The following is a 15,800-nucleotide window of genomic DNA, read 5'->3' as shown; positions in this document are numbered from 1 at the left end:
GCCCGGCGGTGCGCCCTCGGCGCCCTCGGCCCCTCCCACGACCTCTGCCCGATCGGCTGCTGCCCGGCCCGCACCGAACACCCCGCCGCCGCCGGCGCCGACAGTCCCTACGCCTGAGGAGCCCCACCGTGAGCCCCGCACCCGCCCCCCTGCACGCCGAGCTGCTCGACCTGGCCCTGGAAGCCGCGCGCCGGGCCGGCGCCCTGCTGCGCGACGGCCGGCCCGAGGACCTGGCCGTGGCCGCCACCAAGACCAGCGCCATCGACGTCGTCACCGAGATGGACATCGCCGCCGAGAAGCTGATCACCGGCTTCCTCGCGGAGCACCGGCCCGAGGACGGCCTGCTCGGCGAGGAGGGCGCCGCCACCCCCGGCACCAGCGGCGTCCGCTGGGTCATCGACCCCCTCGACGGCACCGTGAACTACCTCTACGGCCTGCCGTCCTGGGCGGTCTCCATCGCCGCCGAGCTCGACGGCGAGACCGTCGTCGGCGTCGTCGAGGCCCCGCTGCGCGGCGAGACCTACCGGGCGGTCCGCGGCGGCGGCGCGTACCTGGGCGAGCGCCGGCTCGCCGTCCGCACAGCGCCCCCCTTCGAGCAGGCCCTCCTGGGCACCGGCTTCGGCTACGTGCAGGCCCGCCGCTCCCACCAGGCCGAGGTCCTTCGGGAGGTCCTGCCGCTGGTCCGGGACATCCGGCGGGGCGGCTCGGCCGCGATCGACCTGTGCGACGTGGCGGCCGGCCGGCTCGACGCGTACTACGAGCGCGGCCTCAACCCCTGGGACCACGCGGCGGGGGCCCTGATCGCCCGCGAGGCGGGCGCGCGCACCGGCGGACGCCCGGGGGAGCCCGAGTCCGGCGAACTGGCCGTGGCGGCCCCCGAGGGACTCTTCGAGCCGCTCCAGGAGCTCCTGGAGCGGCTGGGCGCCTGGCACGACTGAGACCCGGCCCCCGACGCGGCGGTGCCCCCGGAGCCGATCGGCTCCGGGGGCACCGCCGCGGCACTCCCGGGGGAGTGCCGCCGCTCAGGCGCTCTGCGCGCAGACCGGTGCGACCTGCACACCGTGCTCCGCGGCCAGCCGGTGCAGGTCCTCCAGCTCGGCCTGCTCGACCTCCGCGAGGTACTCGTCGCCGGTCTCGCGGGCGCGCGTGAGGTCCGACTGCGTCGTCCTGATGCGGTGCAGCAGTCCTGCGGTGAACGCGTCCATGCGCCCCTCCTCGTGGGTCCGGTGGCACGGGGCGTGCCGAGGGTGGGTGGATCACGCGCTGTCCGCTCCCGGGGGACGGAAGAGCCGTGGGCGTGCCACATACAGGGCGTGATCGCGGGGTGTGCAGAAGGTCCTCCCCAGGCCTCCTCGCACGGAAACCTCAACTGGCCCGCGAATCATGTGAATTCTTCGCGCCCCCTCCGCGCCCCCCGTCCGCGCCTCCCGCCTGCGCACCGTCCGTGCGCGGCCTGTGCACCGTCCGTGCGCCCGCCCGCGTCCTTGCCCGTGTCCTCTTCCGGGGAAGGCCCCGCACCGCCGTCTTACAGCCGGTTTACGCGCGTACGGGGCAGGATGGGCACGCACAGTCAGTACTCAGGATTGCCCGCCGGTCCGCCCGGACCGGAGCGCCGAAGGAAGGAAGAACGACGTGCGCGTACTCGTCGTCGAGGACGAGCAGCTGCTCGCCGATGCGGTGGCCACCGGACTGCGCCGGGAGGCCATGGCCGTCGACGTCGTGTACGACGGCGCCGCCGCGCTGGAGCGCGTCGGGGTCAACGACTACGACGTCGTCGTCCTCGACCGCGACCTGCCCCTGGTCCACGGCGACGACGTCTGCCGCAGGATCGTCGAGCTTGGCATGCCCACCCGCATCCTGATGCTCACCGCCTCCGGCGACGTCAGCGACCGCGTCGAGGGCCTGGAGCTGGGCGCCGACGACTACCTTCCGAAGCCCTTCGCCTTCACCGAGCTCACCGCGCGCGTCCGCGCCCTGGGGCGGCGCACCTCCGTGCCGCTGCCGCCCGTCCTGGAGCGCGCCGGCATCAAGCTCGACCCCAACCGCCGCGAGGTCTTCCGGGACGGCCGGGAGGTCCAGCTCGCCCCCAAGGAGTTCGCCGTCCTGGAGGTGCTGATGCGCTCCGAGGGGGCCGTCGTCTCGGCGGAGCAGCTCCTGGAGAAGGCCTGGGACGAGAACACCGACCCGTTCACCAACGTGGTCCGGGTCACCGTCATGACCCTCCGCCGCAAGCTGGGCGAGCCTCCCGTCATCGTCACCGTCCCCGGCTCCGGCTACCGGATCTGACCCGATGGCCGCCACCCCGGCGTCGCCCCCGCAGACGCCACCGAAACCCACCTGGGACCCGCGGGACCCGGTCAGGCCGCTGCTCCGGCCGACCATCCGGATACGCCTCACGCTGCTCTACGGCGGCATGTTCCTGATCGCCGGCATCCTGCTGCTGTCGATCATCTACCTCTTCACCGCGCAGGCCCTCAGCCACAGCGCCGCCCAGCTGCCCTTCAAGATCGTCACGGGCGAGGTCCAGCCCACCACCTCGTGGTGCGTGCTGCCCGACAAGGGCACCGGCGAGCAGTTCAACGAGGCCGTCTCCGTCTGTCTGCGCCAGCAGACCGACCGGGCCCTGGACGACCTGCTGCGCCGCTCTCTCTTCGCCCTCCTGGGCCTGAGCATCATCGCCTTCGCCTTCGGCTACGCCATGGCGGGCCGGGTGCTCTCGCCGCTCGGCCGGATCACCCGCACCGCCCGCCAGGTGGCCGGCTCCGACCTGGCCCGCCGGATCGAGCTGGACGGCCCGGACGACGAGCTGAAGGAGCTCGCGGACACCTTCGACGAGATGCTGGAGCGCCTGGAGCGGGCCTTCACCGCCCAGCAGCGCTTCGTCGCCAACGCCTCGCACGAGCTGCGCACCCCGCTGGCGATCAACCGCACGCTCCTGGAGGTCCACCTCTCCGACCCCGGGGCGCCGGTGGAGCTCCAGCAGCTCGGCAAGACGCTGCTGGCCACCAACGAGCGCAGCGAGCAGCTGGTCGAGGGCCTGCTGCTGCTCGCCCGCAGCGACAACCAGATCGCCGAACGCAAACCCGTCGACCTGGCCGAGGTCGCCGAGCGGGCGGTCGACCAGGTGCACGGCGAGGCCGGGGCGAAGGGCGTGGAGATCCGCGGCGAGCGGGCCCCCGTCGTCGTCCAGGGCAACGGCGTCCTGCTGGAGCGGATCGCCCTGAACCTGCTCCAGAACGCCGTGCGGTACAACGTTCCCGAGGGAGGCTGGGTCGAGGTCACCACCGAGGCCCAGCACGGTCAGGCGGTGCTCGTGGTCTCCAACACGGGCCCGGTGGTCCCGGCGTACGAGATCGACAACCTCTTCGAGCCGTTCCGCAGGCTCCGGCAGGAGCGGACCGGCAGCGACAAGGGGGTCGGTCTGGGACTGTCGATCGCGCGGTCGGTGGCCCGGGCGCACGGTGGACGCATCAGCGCGCAGCCCCGCGAAGGGGGCGGTCTGGTGATGCGTGTCACTCTTCCGATCTGACAGACTGCGGGGGCGGAGCCCGATCTGTTCGCTTTGAGCGGAATTATCGGAAGCCCGTCCTGAGATGGCCGTGTGTGATCGATCACAAGCGCGAGTGCCCGGAGGATCGCACTCCGTGACCGTGAATTCCACGGGAAAACCGGGAAAAGTCCGGGTTTCCCGGGCACCTACGGGCGGAAAATAGACGGGGTGGCGCTCCACGCGGCCACCCCGCGGACCGTGTACGGTCCGCATCGCCACTCGTACCGGATCACTCCCCAGGAGTGCGGGACGGGTGTCGATTGAGTAACAGACCTTGATGTGAGGCAAAATCTGCGCCTCAGGTCGGGCACAAGTCCGACCTCTCACGCGTTACGTGCGCTGAGACACCCGCAACCACCCAGAGGGGGAGAGCGACATGGCAACGGACTACGACACCCCACGCAAGACCGACGACGACGTCGACTCGGACAGCCTCGAAGAGCTCAAGGCTCGTCGGAACGACAAGTCGACCTCCACGGTCGACGTAGACGAGTTCGAGGCCGCCGAGGGCCTGGAACTCCCGGGCGCCGATCTCTCGAACGAAGAGCTGGCCGTCCGGGTCCTGCCCAAGCAGGCCGACGAGTTCACCTGCATGAGCTGCTTCCTGGTGCACCACCGCAGCCAGCTGGCGCGCGAGAAGAACGGCCAGCCCATCTGCCGCGACTGCGACTGAGTCGGGCGCGGCCGTGGCAGGCGACACACCGTCCCGGAAGCGGCGTCTGAGGCTTCCCTCGAAGCCCCGGACGTACGAGGGCGGCACCGGCCCGTCGGAGGGCGCCCAGGAGGCTCCCGACGCCGCGCAGGCCGCCCCTCCGCCCTCCCTCGGCGTGGCGGACGACGAGCGAGGCCCCACGGCCTCGCTCGCAGCTGCCGTCCCGGGACAGGGCGGGGCGCCCCTCCCCGTGGAGCGGGACCCCGAAGGCCCCTCGGACCCCGAGGCGCCCCAGGAGCGTGACGACAGGCGTCACGGAAGGCTGGACGCCGTCAGGCGGCTGGCCGATCCGGCGCGCACGCAGCTCGACCGCATCAGGATCGACGCCGCGCGCATCGACGCGGTCCGCCGCGGCGTGGAAGGCGTCAAGCAGGGAGTGAAGCGGAGCGGCGACGGAGCCAAGGCGGGCATCGGCTACCTGGCCGACCGCCTGATCGACCTGGCCCCGCGCGTCCCCGTCCGCGACCTCGCGACCCTGCGCAAGCAGTTCCCCGGGCTCGGTCCCGAGGAGCTGGCCGACAAGCTGGTCTCCGGCGCGGCCAACGCCAGCTCGACCGTCGGCGCGGGCATCGGCGCCGCCGCCATGCTCCCCGTGCCGCCGGCCATGCCGGCCGAACTGGCCGCGGAGATCACCGGCGTCGCCGCGATCGAGCTCAAGCTCATCGCCGAGCTCCACGAGGTCTACGGCCTGCGGCCGCCCGGCACCCTGCCGCAGCGCTCCGCCGCCTACCTGACCTCCTGGGCCGAGGAGCGGGGCATCGACCCCACCAAGCCCACGACGATCAACGCGGCCCTCGGCGGGCAGCTCAAGCGCGAACTGCGCCAGCAGATCATGAAGCGCATGGTCCGCAACCTGCCGAACCTCACCCCGTTCATGGTCGGCGCGGCCGTCGGGGCGGTCATGAACCGGCGCGACACCAAGAAGCTCGCCGGCCACATCCGCAAGGACCTCAGGGCCCGCCGGATCGCCTGGGACAGGCTCGTGGAGCTGCCCCCGCTGGAACAGCCCGAACACCCCCTCCCGCCGCCCGAGGGCCGCAAGGAGCTGGGCTTCTAGACCGCCCCGGGCCGCCCGGGCGGCCCCGGGACGGACCCCGGGGGAGAACACCCGGGGAGAGGGCGCCGGTGCGGGCCGCGGACCGGCCGGGTCCAGCCCCCGGGGAGAGGGCGCGGAGAGGGCTCAGCCCGCCTCCCGCACCGCCTCCACCGCCGCCGCCAGACCCTCCGGGTCGCGGCTCGACAGGTACAGGTACGGCGTCGGGTCCGCCGGGTCCGTGACCTCCACCCGCACCGCCCGCGGCACGTAGCTGCGCAACAGCATGAAGGCGCGAGGATCGGCCTTGTGCGTGCGCCAGGCGCGCGCCTCCTCCTCGTCCAGGACCTCGACCGCCCCCAGCGCCGACACCGGCACCCGGGCCTCGCCCGCCACCAGCGAACCGGCCACCACGCGGATCCGGGCCGAGCCGTACGAGGACGCCCCCACGCCGGCCGCCACGCCCGCCGCGATCACGCCGCCCAGGGTCGGCACCGTCCCCAGCGGGAACATCACCAGCCCGCCGGAGAGCGCCAGCAGGGCGACGATCGCCCACCACGAGCCGGGCACGGTCAGCCGCTCGTCGAAGCGCGGCGCGGCCGGGGACGCGGGGGACCCGGGGGCGGAGGACCCGGACGATGAGGACGGTGCGGGAGGCTGCATGCGTCCAAGCTTGGCACGGCGCGACCGGCGCCCGGCCGCGCGGGTAAGGTCTGCGCCTGTGACTGCAACATCTGCCGCCCTCACCCCACCGGCCGACGCCGTGGCGCCGACCCGCCACCCGGACGCGCCCGCCCCCGGCGAGCCGCTCGGTTCGCACTACGGCCACTGCTTCGGGTGCGGCGACGGACAGCCCCACGGCCTCCACCTGGACGCCCGCGCGGGCGACGGCGTGACCGTCACCGCCGAGTTCACCGTCACCGCCGACCACCAGGGCGCCCCCGGCCTCGCCCACGGCGGCGTCCTCGCCACCGCGCTCGACGAGACCCTCGGCTCCCTGAACTGGCTGCTCCGCGTCATCGCCGTGACCGGCCGCCTGGAGACCGACTTCCGCCGGCCCGTGCCGGTCGGCACCGTCCTCCACCTCCAGGCCGAGGTCACCGCCGTCCACGGACGCAAGATCTACTCGACCGCGACCGGCCGCATCGGCGGCCCCGACGGCCCCGTCGCCGTCCGCGCCGACGCCATGTTCGTCGAGGTCAAGGTCGACCACTTCATCGACAACGGCCGGCCGGAGGAGATCCGGGCCGCCATGGCCGACCCCGACCAGATCCGGCGCGCCCGCGCCTTCGAGGTGAACCCCTGATGCGCCCTCCCGTCGACGTGCTGATCCGCCGGGTGGACCCGGAGGTGCCGATCCCGGCCTACGGCCACCCCGGCGACGCCGGCGCCGACCTCGTCACCACCGAGGCCGCCGTCCTGGCCCCCGGAGAGCGCGCCGTGCTGCCCACCGGCGTCTCGATCGCCCTCCCGGACGGCTACGCCGCCTTCGTCCACCCCCGCTCCGGACTGGCCGCCCGCTGCGGAGTGGCGCTCGTGAATGCCCCGGGGACGGTGGATGCCGGGTACCGTGGAGAGATCAAGGTGATCGTGGTCAATCTCGACCCGCGCGAGAGCGTGCGGTTCGAACGGTTCGACCGGATTGCCCAACTGGTCGTCCAGCAGGTCGAGAAGGTGCGCTTCCACGAGGTGGCGGAGCTTCCCGGCTCGGCGCGGGCCGAGGGGGGCTTCGGGTCCACCGGCGGCCATGCCGCCGTGGACGGCACCACGGGTGGGAATCGATACGCTTCGGTCGTATCCGACCGGGAAGGACAGTGACGTGTTCGGACGTCGCAAGAAGAGCGGTGCCGCCGACGAGGCGGGCGAGGTCGAGCAGGTCGTCGACGCCGTGGACGGCGAGGACGCCGCGGAGGCGGCGGACCGGCCCCGCAAGGTGAACCTTCCGCCGGCGCCCCGGCCCGACGGTCCCTGGGACATCTCCGAGGTCGCCAAGCCCGACGAGGGCCGCGTCGACCTCGGCGGCCTCTACGTGCCCGGAGTCGAGGGCATGGAGCTCCGCGTCGAGGTGGCCGGTGACGCGATCGTCGCCGCGACCGTCGTGCTGCGCGACAGCGCCGTGCAGCTCCAGGCGTTCGCGGCGCCGAAGAAGGAAGGCATCTGGGGCGAGGTCCGCGAGGAGATCGCCACCGGCATCGTCCAGCAGGGCGGTGTCATCGACGAGGTCGAGGGCCCGCTCGGCTGGGAGCTGCGCGCGCAGGTCCCCGTCCAGCTGCCCGACGGCAACCGCGGCGTGCAGATCGTGCGGTTCGTCGGCGTCGACGGCCCGCGCTGGTTCCTGCGCGGTGTCATCTCGGGCCAGGGCGCGGTCCAGCCCGAGGCGGCCGGCCTCCTGGAGCAGATCGTCCGGGACACCGTCGTCGCCCGCGGCGAGGGCCCGATGGCCCCGCGCGACCCGATCGTCCTCAAGCTGCCGAACGACGCGCAGATGGTGCCGGACGGCGTCCAGCAGGAGGAGCAGGCCGGCTCCCGCTTCTCCGGCGGCATGGGTCAGCTCCAGCGCGGACCGGAGATCTCCGAGATCCGCTGACGCACCCGGAACCCCGGTCCGGTGGGCCGTCGTCCGTACGCATGCCGTACGGACGACGGCCCACCGGCCTTTTGCCGGGGCGCACGCGCGTTCCGGCGTGCGCACGCCGTACGGGCGGCTGCCGGCCGACCCGCCTCAGGGCGCTCCCGGGGCGTGCGGCGACCGGCGGCCGGAGGCCCGTATCCCGTGCTCCCGGTCCGGCCGCGCCCCGCTCCCCGTACGGCCCGGCCCGCCTCGCCCCTTCCGGCCCGCCCGCCCCTCCCGGCCGGCCCTCCCACCCCACCCCGCCCCTCCCCGGTCCTCGATCCGTCCGCGGCCGGATCTCCGCCCGGCCGTGCGGCGGCTCCGGTGTCCGGAGAGCGGGGCCCGCCGTCCGAAGACCGGGGGAGCCGGGCTCTGGTCTCGGCGGCGGCGGCCGACCATACTGGCCAGCGCACGTGTTCGAGGAGGGGGAGCGCAGGGTGAGCGAGAACAGCACGGGGGCGGCCACGGCGGTCGCCGAGGACCCGGCCGGGGAGCCCATGATCCGGGTCGAGGGACTGCGCCGGTCGTTCGGCGAGGGCGAGGCCGCCGTCCACGCCCTCAAGGGCGTCTCCTTCGACATCCCCCGCGGCGAGCTGGTCGCCCTCAAGGGCCGTTCGGGCTCCGGCAAGACCACCCTGCTCAACCTGGTCGGCGGCCTCGACGGCGCCGACGGCGGCCGGATCGTCATCGACGGCACCGACCTCTCCACCCTCGGCGAGGAAGGCCTCCTGGAGCTGCGCCGCGACCGGATCGGCTTCATCTTCCAGTCCTTCGGCCTGCTGCCCATCCTCTCCGCCGCCGAGAACGTCGGCGTCCCGCTCCGGCTGCGCGAGGCGGACCCCGCCGAGCGAGAGGAGCGGGTCGCCCTGCTCCTCGCCCTCGTCGGCCTCGCCGACCACGCCAACCAGCGCCCCGGCGAGCTCTCCGGCGGCCAGCAGCAGCGGGTCGCCATCGCCCGCGCGCTCGCCAACAGGCCGGCCCTGCTCATCGCCGACGAGCCGACCGGTCAGCTCGACGCCGAGACCGGTCTGGCCGTGATGGAACTGCTGCGGGCCGTGGTCCGCAGCGAGGGCTGCACGGCCCTCGTCGCGACCCACGACCACCAGCTCCTCGGCCTCGCCGACCGGGTCCTCGAACTGCGCGACGGCGAGATCGCCGAGTCCTGACACCGCCGGAGGGCCGGGGGAGGCCCCTCCCGCAGCCCGCGAGGTTCTCCGGAGACCCTGGAACCCCCCCCCGTACCCCTGCGGCGTCCTCCAGAGACCTCCGGCGGCCTCGGAAGGCTCTCCCGCAGGCCCCGCACCGACGCCGGAGGGCCCACGGGCGGCCCCCGGCGGTCCGGCGCGGACCCCGTCGCCCCGCGCCGGGCCCCGCCGCGCGGCCCGGACCTCCGGGGGCCCGCCGGGATCCCCCGCACCCCGATCGGCATGTTCGGCGCCGCCCCGCCCGCGCCCGCCCGCCCGATCCTGGCCGTCTCCGGCAGCTCCAGGCCCTCCGCCTGGAGCAGCTCGCCGGAGGCCCGCGGCTTCCCGTTCGTGGTGATCACGAAGCCGATGTGGGCCGGACGGCCTCCGGGGCCCCCTCGGCGATCGAGGGGACGTCGAGGGTCCGCGCGCTGGACCGCGTCAGCGGCACGTACTGCGTGGAGCGCTCCTCGTGCTGTCGCGGCGGGCCCGGCGGCCCGCCTCCGCGGTGGAGTCGGAGCCGGACGCGGGTTCTCGACACGGCGAGGGCGCCCCGGCGCCGGACCGCGCATCAGAATCACGTCAATACCGCACCGGGGTGTTCCTCCGCGTGCGGAATGTCCGATCGGCCGGACGTATGGTCGGGGCATGGGACGTGGCAAGCTTCGGATCTACCTCGGCGCGGCACCCGGCGTCGGCAAGACGTACGCGATGCTCGCCGAGGCCCACCGCAGGGTGGAGCGGGGCACCGACTGCGTCGTCGGCTTCGTCGAGCACCACGGACGCCCCCGCACCGAGGTCCTCCTGCACGGCCTGGAGCAGCTGCCCCGCCGCGAGATCGAGTACCGCGGCGCCGTCTTCACCGAGATGGACGTCGACGCCGTCCTCGCCCGCCGCCCCGCCGTCGTCCTCGTCGACGAGCTGGCCCACACCAACGTGCCCGGCTCGCGCAACCCCAAGCGCTGGCAGGACGTGGCCGCGCTCCTCGCGGCCGGCATCGACGTCGTCTCCACGGTCAACATCCAGCACCTCGAATCCCTCGGCGACGTCGTCGAGGCCATCACCGGCGTCCGGCAGCGCGAGACCGTCCCCGACGAGATCGTCCGGCGGGCCGACCAGATCGAGCTGGTCGACATGTCGCCGCAGGCGCTGCGCCGCCGGATGGCCCACGGCAACATCTACAAGCCGGACAAGGTCGACGCGGCCCTCTCCAACTACTTCCGCCCCGGCAACCTCACCGCCCTGCGCGAACTGGCCCTCCTGTGGACCGCCGACCGCGTCGACGAGTACCTGCGCCAGTACCGGGGCGAGCACAACATCCGCTCCACCTGGCAGGCCCGCGAGCGGATCGTCGTCGGCCTCACCGGCGGCCCCGAGGGCCGCACCCTGATACGGCGCGCCACCCGGCTCGCCGAGAAGGGCGCCGGCGGCGAGGTCCTCGCCGTCTACATCGCCCGCAGCGACGGCCTCACCGCCGCCTCGCCCAAGGAGCTGGCCGTCCAGCGCACCCTCGTCGAGGACCTCGGGGGCACCTTCCACCACGTCATCGGCGACGACATACCGACCGCCCTCCTGGAGTTCGCCCGCGGGGTGAACGCCACCCAGATCGTCCTCGGCTCCAGCCGCCGCCGCACCTGGCAGTACGTCCTCGGTCCGGGCGTCGGGCAGACCGTCGCCCGCGAGTCCGGTCCCGACCTGGACGTCCACATCGTCACCCACGGCGAGGTCGCCAAGGGGCGCGGCCTGCCGGTCGCGCGCGGCGCCCGCCTGGGCCGCTCCCGCCTCCTCGGCGGCTGGCTCGTCGGCGTCGCCGGCCCGATCGCGCTCGCGCTGTGCCTCACCCACACCGACGCGGACCTCGGGCTCGCCAACGACATGCTGCTCTTCCTGGCGCTGACCGTCGCCTCGGCCCTGCTCGGCGGCTTCCTGCCGGCGCTCGCCTCGGCCGCGGTCGGCTCCCTGCTGCTCAACTGGTTCTTCACCCCGCCGATCCACCGGATCACCATCGCCGACCCGATGAACATCGTCGCCATCGCGGTCTTCTTCGGCGTCGCCATGGCCGTCGCCTCGGTCGTCGACCTCGCCGCCCGCCGCACCCACCAGGCCGCCCGGCTGCGCGCCGAGTCCGAGGTCCTCTCCTACCTCGCGGGAAGCGTGCTGCGCGGCGAGACCAGCCTCGACGCCCTCCTCGAACGGGTCCGCGAGACCTTCTCCATGGAGTCCGTCGCCCTCCTGGAGCGGACCGACGGCACCGAGCCGTGGGGCCACGCCGCCACCGTCGGCCCCCACCCGGCCCTCCGGCCCGAGGACGCCGACGTGGACATGCCGGTGGGCGACCACCTCGCCCTCGCGCTGAGCGGCCGGGTGCTGCCGGCCGAGGACCGGCGGGTGCTGGGCGCCTTCGCCGCCCAGGCGGCGGTGGTCCTCGACCGGCAGCGGCTGGTGGGTGAGGCGGAGGAGGCCCGGAAGCTCGCGGAGGGCAACAAGATCCGCACCTCCCTGCTCGCGGCCGTCAGCCACGACCTGCGCACCCCGCTGGCCGGGATCAAGGCCTCGGTCTCCTCGCTCCGCTCCGACGACGTGGAGTGGTCGGACGAGGACCGGGCCGAACTGCTGGAGGGCATCGAGGCCGGCGCCGACCGGCTCGACCACCTGGTCGGCAACCTCCTCGACATGTCCCGCCTCCAGACCGGCACCGTCACCCCCCTGATCCGGGCGGTCGACCTCGACGAGGTCGTCCCGATGGCCCTCGGCGGGGTCCCGGACGGCAGCGCGGAGGCCGACGTCCCCGAGACCCTGCCCATGGTCGAGGTCGACAAGGGCCTCCTGGAACGGGCCGTCGCCAACATCGTCGAGAACGCCGTCAAGTACAGCCCCGAGGGCATCCCGGTCGCCGTCGCCGCCAGCGCCCTCGGCGACCGCGTCGAGCTCCGGGTGGTCGACCGCGGGCCCGGCGTCCCCGACGACTCCAAGGACGGCATCTTCGAGCCGTTCCAGCGCTTCGGCGACGCCCCGCGCGGCTCCGGGGTCGGCCTCGGCCTCGCCGTCGCCCGCGGCTTCGTGGAGGCCATGGGGGGCACCCTCAGCGCCGAGGACACCCCCGGCGGCGGGCTCACCATGGTCCTCACCCTGCGCGCCGCCGGCGGAGACGCCCCGCCGCCCGTCACCGAGCTGCCGGCCCACGTGGTGAGCTGAGCCCGCGGCCCCGGCACCCGGCACCCGGCCCCCTCCGCTCCCCGCCCCGCACCCCCCGTACTCCGCCCCCGCACCCCCCGTACTCCGCCCCCGCACCCGCCGCCGTACCGGCAGAAGGAAGGCCCCTCCATGACCCGGGTCCTCGTGGTCGACGACGAGCCACAGATCGTCCGCGCCCTGGTGATCAACCTCAAGGCGCGGAAGTACGAGGTCGACTCCGCCCCCGACGGCGCCACCGCCCTCAAGCTCGCCGCCGAGCGCCACCCCGACGTCGTCGTCCTCGACCTCGGCCTGCCCGACATCGACGGCGTCGACGTCATCAAGGGCCTGCGGGGCTGGACCCGGGTCCCGATCATCGTCCTCTCCGCCCGCCAGACCTCCGACGAGAAGGTCGAGGCGCTCGACGCCGGCGCCGACGACTACGTCACCAAGCCCTTCGGCATGGACGAGCTCCTCGCCCGGCTGCGCGCCGCCGTCCGCCGCGCCGAACCCGTCGGCGGAGCCGAGGACGGGACCGTCCTGGTCGAGACCGACGACTTCACCGTCGACCTCGCGGCCAAGAAGGTGCACCGCGACGGACGGGACGTCCGGCTCACCCCCACCGAGTGGCACCTCCTGGAGGTCCTGGTCCGCAACAGCGGCCGCCTGGTCAGCCAGAAGCAGCTCCTCCAGGAGGTCTGGGGGCCCGCCTACGGCACCGAGACCAACTACCTCCGGGTCTACATGGCGCAGCTGCGCCGCAAACTGGAGACCGACCCCTCCCACCCGCGCCACTTCGTCACCGAACCGGGCATGGGGTACCGCTTCGAACGGTGATCCGCGCCTCCTCCCGGCGGGGCGGGGGCCGGTACGCTTTTGTACATGAGTGCTGCACCCCGTACCGACAAGCCGGCAGGCCGGTTCCGCCGGATGCTCGACCGGCTCTCCTCCTCGCCGGAGGACCTGGAGTCCGAGGAGCTCCAGGAGGACACGGCGGCCTCGGGCTGCACGCGTATCTCGGACTGCTCCGACCGCCAGATAGTCAAGGTGACTGGTACCTTGCGCACGGTCACGCTGCGCCCCCGCGCCGGTGTCCCCGCCCTGGAGGCCGAGCTCTTCGACGGCACCGCGCCGCTCGACGTCGTCTGGCTGGGCCGCCGCTCCATCGTGGGCATCGAGCCGGGCCGCAAGCTGATCGCCTCCGGCCGGATCTCCATGAGCCACGGCCGGCGGGTCCTCTTCAACCCCAAATACGAGCTCCGACCGCTCGGACAGGAGTAGCCGGTGACGTCCGTCGACAAGCCGACCACCGCACCGCCGACCCCGGACCAGAACGCCCGGACCGACAAGGCGGTGACCGAGGCCGCGCTGTTCGAGGCGTTCGGCGGCGTCCGGGGCATGGTCGAGACGGTCCTGCCCGGACTGCTCTTCGTCACGATCTACACGATCAACAAGGACCTCAAGGGCTCGGCCATCGCCGCGCTCGCGGTCTCCCTGCTCCTCGTCGCCGTCCGGCTCGTCCGCCGCGACACCGTCAAGCACGCCTTCAGCGGAGTCTTCGGCGTCGCCTTCGGCGTCGTCTTCGCGATGATGACCGGCAACGCCAAGGACTTCTACCTCCCCGGCATGATCTACACGCTGGGCCTCGGCCTCGCGTACATCGTCACCACCCTCGCCGGCGTCCCGCTGATCGGCCTCATCCTCGGCCCGGTCTTCAAGGAGAACCTCTCCTGGCGGACCCGGAACCCGGGACGGAAGAGGGCCTACGCGAAGGCCAGCTGGGCCTGGGGCCTGATCCTGCTCGCCAAGTGCGCGATCCTCTTCCCCCTCTACTGGTGGGCCGACACCACCCAGCTCGGCTGGGTCCTCGTCGCCCTGAAGATCCCGCCCTTCCTGCTCGCCGTCTACCTCACCTGGGTCTTCCTCGCCAAGGCGCCGCCGCCGATCGACGTCTTCGCCGAGATGGAGGCCGAGGAGAAGGCCGAGAAGGAGCGCGAGGCCGCGGCCCGCGCCGCCGCCCGGCAGGAGCCGGACGCCCCCTAGGGCCTGTCCGACCATTCCCGTCGGATCAGGCCCCCCGGAACCACCGGAGCGCACGGGGAAGGGCCCGGGACCGTCACCGGTCCCGGGCCCTTCCCCGTGCGGCACCGCCCCACCACGCGGTGCGGCTGCTCTACTCCGCCGGCTCCCGGCGGACCTGGAGGAGCTCCTCCAGCTGCTCCTCGCGGGCCTGCGCGGCCACGAACAGCAGCTCGTCGCCGGCCTCCAGGGTCTCCTCGGGGCTCGGCGTCAGCACCCGCGAACCGCGGATGATCGTCACCAGCGAGGTGTCCTGCGGCCAGGCGACCTCGCCGACCTGCGTCCCCGCCACCGCCGACTCCGGCGGCAGCGTCAGCTCCACCAGGTTGGCGTCGCCGTGGCTGAAGCGGAGCAGCCGGACCAGGTCGCCGACGCTCACCGCCTCCTCGACCAGGGCCGACATCAGACGCGGCGTCGAGACGGCCACGTCCACGCCCCACGCCTCGTTGAACAGCCACTCGTTCTTCGGGTTGTTCACCCGGGCGACCACCCGGGGCACCCCGTACTCGGTCTTCGCGAGCAGCGAGACGACCAGGTTCACCTTGTCGTCGCCGGTGGCCGCGATGACCACGTTGCAGCGCTGGAGCGCCGCCTCGTCCAGCGAGGTGATCTCGCAGGCGTCGGCCAGCAGCCACTCCGCCTGCGGCACCCGCTCCACCGAGATGGCGGTCGGCGCCTTGTCGACGAGCAGGACCTCGTGGCCGTTCTCCAGGAGCTCGCCCGCGATGGAACGGCCCACCGCGCCCGCGCCCGCAATCGCGACCCGCATCAGTGACCGCCCTCCTCAGGACCCTCGGCGAAGGCCGCCTCGACCTTCGCGATCTCGTCCGTCCGCATCATCACGTGCACCAGATCGCCCTCCTGGAGCACCGTCTGCGAGGACGGGATGACCGCCTCGCCCAGCCGGGTGAGGAAGGCGACCCGCACGCCGGTCTCGTCCTGGAGCCGGCTGATCTTGTGGCCGATCCACGCCGGGGAGGTGTGCACCTCGGCGAGCTGGACGCCGCCGCTCGGGTCGCTCCACAGCGGCTCGGCGCCGGAGGGGAGCAGCCGGCGCAGCATCTGGTCGGCGGTCCAGCGGACCGTCGCGACCGTCGGGATGCCCAGCCGCTGGTAGACCTCGGCACGCCGCGGGTCGTAGATCCGCGCGGCCACGTTCTCGATGCCGAACATCTCGCGGGCCACCCGGGCCGCGATGATGTTGGAGTTGTCGCCGCTGCTCACCGCGGCGAAGGCACCGGCCTCCTCGATCCCCGCCTCGCGCAGCGTGTCCTGGTCGAAGCCGACCCCGGTGACGCGCCGGCCGCCGAAACCGGAGCCGAGGCGGCGGAAAGCCGTCGGGTCCTGGTCGACGACGGCGACCGTGTGGCCCTGCTGCTCCAGGGTCTGCGCGAGAGCGGCGCCCACTCGCCCGCAGCCCATGATGACGATGTGCACGTCCCCTTACCCCGCACTCC

17 protein-coding genes are annotated in these 15,800 nt (G+C 73.7%); 13 read left to right on the top strand and 4 right to left on the bottom strand.

Features of this window, described 5'->3' with window-relative positions:
* Positions 1–128: 128 nt before the first annotated feature.
* Positions 129–938, top strand: coding sequence for an inositol monophosphatase family protein (locus IE287_RS31675; RefSeq protein ID WP_229883865.1), 810 nt, complete (start codon positions 129–131; stop codon positions 936–938).
* Positions 939–1,022: 84 nt separating this feature from the next.
* On the opposite strand, the gene IE287_RS31670 is transcribed toward IE287_RS31675, so the two are convergent.
* Positions 1,023–1,205 (bottom strand): hypothetical protein, encoded by a 183-nt coding sequence (locus tag IE287_RS31670; RefSeq protein WP_189852679.1) that lies wholly within the window; start codon positions 1,203–1,205, stop codon positions 1,023–1,025.
* Between the two features lie 427 nt (positions 1,206–1,632).
* Between IE287_RS31670 and IE287_RS31665 the strand changes: the two genes are divergently transcribed.
* The 4 genes from IE287_RS31665 to IE287_RS31650 all read left to right on the top strand — a co-directional run bounded on the left by IE287_RS31665 (position 1,633) and on the right by IE287_RS31650 (position 5,319).
* Positions 1,633–2,286, top strand: coding sequence for a response regulator transcription factor (locus tag IE287_RS31665; RefSeq protein ID WP_189852678.1), 654 nt, complete (start codon positions 1,633–1,635; stop codon positions 2,284–2,286).
* Between the two features lie 4 nt (positions 2,287–2,290).
* Entirely contained in the window at positions 2,291–3,529 is a 1,239-nt protein-coding gene (locus tag IE287_RS31660) for a sensor histidine kinase (RefSeq protein ID WP_189852677.1), read from the top strand.
* 397 nt (positions 3,530–3,926) lie between these two features.
* A complete protein-coding gene (locus IE287_RS31655; protein ID WP_003955561.1) occupies positions 3,927–4,223 on the top strand; it encodes a DUF4193 domain-containing protein in 297 nt (98 codons plus the stop codon).
* Between the two features lie 13 nt (positions 4,224–4,236).
* Complete coding sequence (locus IE287_RS31650; protein WP_189852676.1) at positions 4,237–5,319, top strand: hypothetical protein; 1,083 nt, start codon at positions 4,237–4,239, stop codon at positions 5,317–5,319.
* A 123-nt stretch (positions 5,320–5,442) separates the two neighbouring features.
* Here the strand turns inward: IE287_RS31650 and IE287_RS31645 are convergent, their stop codons facing one another.
* Complete coding sequence (locus IE287_RS31645) at positions 5,443–5,958, bottom strand: DUF3093 domain-containing protein (RefSeq protein WP_189852675.1); 516 nt, start codon at positions 5,956–5,958, stop codon at positions 5,443–5,445.
* A gap of 58 nt (positions 5,959–6,016) precedes the next feature.
* Between IE287_RS31645 and IE287_RS31640 the strand changes: the two genes are divergently transcribed.
* The 8 genes from IE287_RS31640 to IE287_RS31610 all read left to right on the top strand — a co-directional run bounded on the left by IE287_RS31640 (position 6,017) and on the right by IE287_RS31610 (position 14,307).
* Positions 6,017–6,601, top strand: a complete 585-nt coding sequence (locus IE287_RS31640) for a PaaI family thioesterase (protein WP_189852674.1) — start codon at positions 6,017–6,019, stop codon at positions 6,599–6,601.
* The gene (dut, locus tag IE287_RS31635; protein ID WP_189852673.1) at positions 6,601–7,113 is read left to right on the top strand and encodes a dUTP diphosphatase; all 513 of its coding nucleotides are present in this window, start codon (positions 6,601–6,603) and stop codon (positions 7,111–7,113) included. The genes IE287_RS31640 and dut overlap by 1 nt, the downstream gene beginning before the upstream one ends.
* A gap of 1 nt (position 7,114) precedes the next feature.
* Positions 7,115–7,882, top strand: coding sequence for a DUF3710 domain-containing protein (locus IE287_RS31630; protein ID WP_189852672.1), 768 nt, complete (start codon positions 7,115–7,117; stop codon positions 7,880–7,882).
* 521 nt (positions 7,883–8,403) lie between these two features.
* Positions 8,404–9,072: an ABC transporter ATP-binding protein gene (locus IE287_RS31625; protein WP_373307936.1), complete on the top strand. Its 669-nt coding sequence runs from the start codon at positions 8,404–8,406 to the stop codon at positions 9,070–9,072.
* A 666-nt stretch (positions 9,073–9,738) separates the two neighbouring features.
* Positions 9,739–12,285: a DUF4118 domain-containing protein gene (locus tag IE287_RS31620; protein WP_229883864.1), complete on the top strand. Its 2,547-nt coding sequence runs from the start codon at positions 9,739–9,741 to the stop codon at positions 12,283–12,285.
* Between the two features lie 129 nt (positions 12,286–12,414).
* Complete coding sequence (locus IE287_RS38870; protein ID WP_229883863.1) at positions 12,415–13,101, top strand: response regulator; 687 nt, start codon at positions 12,415–12,417, stop codon at positions 13,099–13,101.
* A 45-nt stretch (positions 13,102–13,146) separates the two neighbouring features.
* On the top strand, positions 13,147–13,545 hold the full coding sequence (locus tag IE287_RS31615) for an OB-fold nucleic acid binding domain-containing protein (RefSeq protein ID WP_078868359.1): 399 nt from the start codon (positions 13,147–13,149) through the stop codon (positions 13,543–13,545).
* A 3-nt stretch (positions 13,546–13,548) separates the two neighbouring features.
* Positions 13,549–14,307 carry a DUF3159 domain-containing protein gene (locus IE287_RS31610; RefSeq protein ID WP_189852670.1) on the top strand — a complete coding sequence of 253 codons (759 nt, stop codon included), beginning with the start codon at positions 13,549–13,551 and terminating at the stop codon, positions 14,305–14,307.
* Between the two features lie 130 nt (positions 14,308–14,437).
* Here IE287_RS31610 and IE287_RS31605 read toward each other — a convergent pair whose 3' ends face one another.
* Both IE287_RS31605 and IE287_RS31600 read right to left on the bottom strand, forming a co-directional pair.
* Positions 14,438–15,112 carry a potassium channel family protein gene (locus tag IE287_RS31605; protein ID WP_030496285.1) on the bottom strand — a complete coding sequence of 225 codons (675 nt, stop codon included), beginning with the start codon at positions 15,110–15,112 and terminating at the stop codon, positions 14,438–14,440.
* On the bottom strand, positions 15,112–15,780 hold the full coding sequence (locus IE287_RS31600; protein WP_189852669.1) for a potassium channel family protein: 669 nt from the start codon (positions 15,778–15,780) through the stop codon (positions 15,112–15,114). The genes IE287_RS31605 and IE287_RS31600 overlap by 1 nt, the downstream gene beginning before the upstream one ends.
* Positions 15,781–15,800 lie beyond the last annotated feature (20 nt).

The sequence above is a fragment of the Streptomyces omiyaensis genome (genome assembly GCF_014650895.1).
Lineage (GTDB): Bacteria > Actinomycetota > Actinomycetes > Streptomycetales > Streptomycetaceae > Streptomyces > Streptomyces omiyaensis.
Note: the sequence above shows the minus strand (reverse complement) of the source record. Positions and strands in the feature narration are given on the sequence as shown.

Excerpts from the sequence above, each read along its gene's own strand:
- IE287_RS31645 (WP_189852675.1), bottom strand. The coding sequence starts at position 5,958 with ATGCAGCCTCCCGCACCGTCCTCATCGTCCGGGTCCTCCGCCCCCGGG.
- dut (WP_189852673.1), top strand. The coding sequence starts at position 6,601 with ATGCGCCCTCCCGTCGACGTGCTGATCCGCCGGGTGGACCCGGAGGTG.
- IE287_RS31655 (WP_003955561.1), top strand. The coding sequence starts at position 3,927 with ATGGCAACGGACTACGACACCCCACGCAAGACCGACGACGACGTCGAC.
- IE287_RS31670 (WP_189852679.1), bottom strand. The coding sequence starts at position 1,205 with ATGGACGCGTTCACCGCAGGACTGCTGCACCGCATCAGGACGACGCAG.
- IE287_RS31605 (WP_030496285.1), bottom strand. The coding sequence starts at position 15,112 with ATGCGGGTCGCGATTGCGGGCGCGGGCGCGGTGGGCCGTTCCATCGCG.
- IE287_RS31625 (WP_373307936.1), top strand. The coding sequence starts at position 8,404 with ATGATCCGGGTCGAGGGACTGCGCCGGTCGTTCGGCGAGGGCGAGGCC.
- IE287_RS31615 (WP_078868359.1), top strand. The coding sequence starts at position 13,147 with ATGAGTGCTGCACCCCGTACCGACAAGCCGGCAGGCCGGTTCCGCCGG.
- IE287_RS38870 (WP_229883863.1), top strand. The coding sequence starts at position 12,415 with ATGACCCGGGTCCTCGTGGTCGACGACGAGCCACAGATCGTCCGCGCC.
- IE287_RS31660 (WP_189852677.1), top strand. The coding sequence starts at position 2,291 with ATGGCCGCCACCCCGGCGTCGCCCCCGCAGACGCCACCGAAACCCACC.
- IE287_RS31620 (WP_229883864.1), top strand. The coding sequence starts at position 9,739 with ATGGGACGTGGCAAGCTTCGGATCTACCTCGGCGCGGCACCCGGCGTC.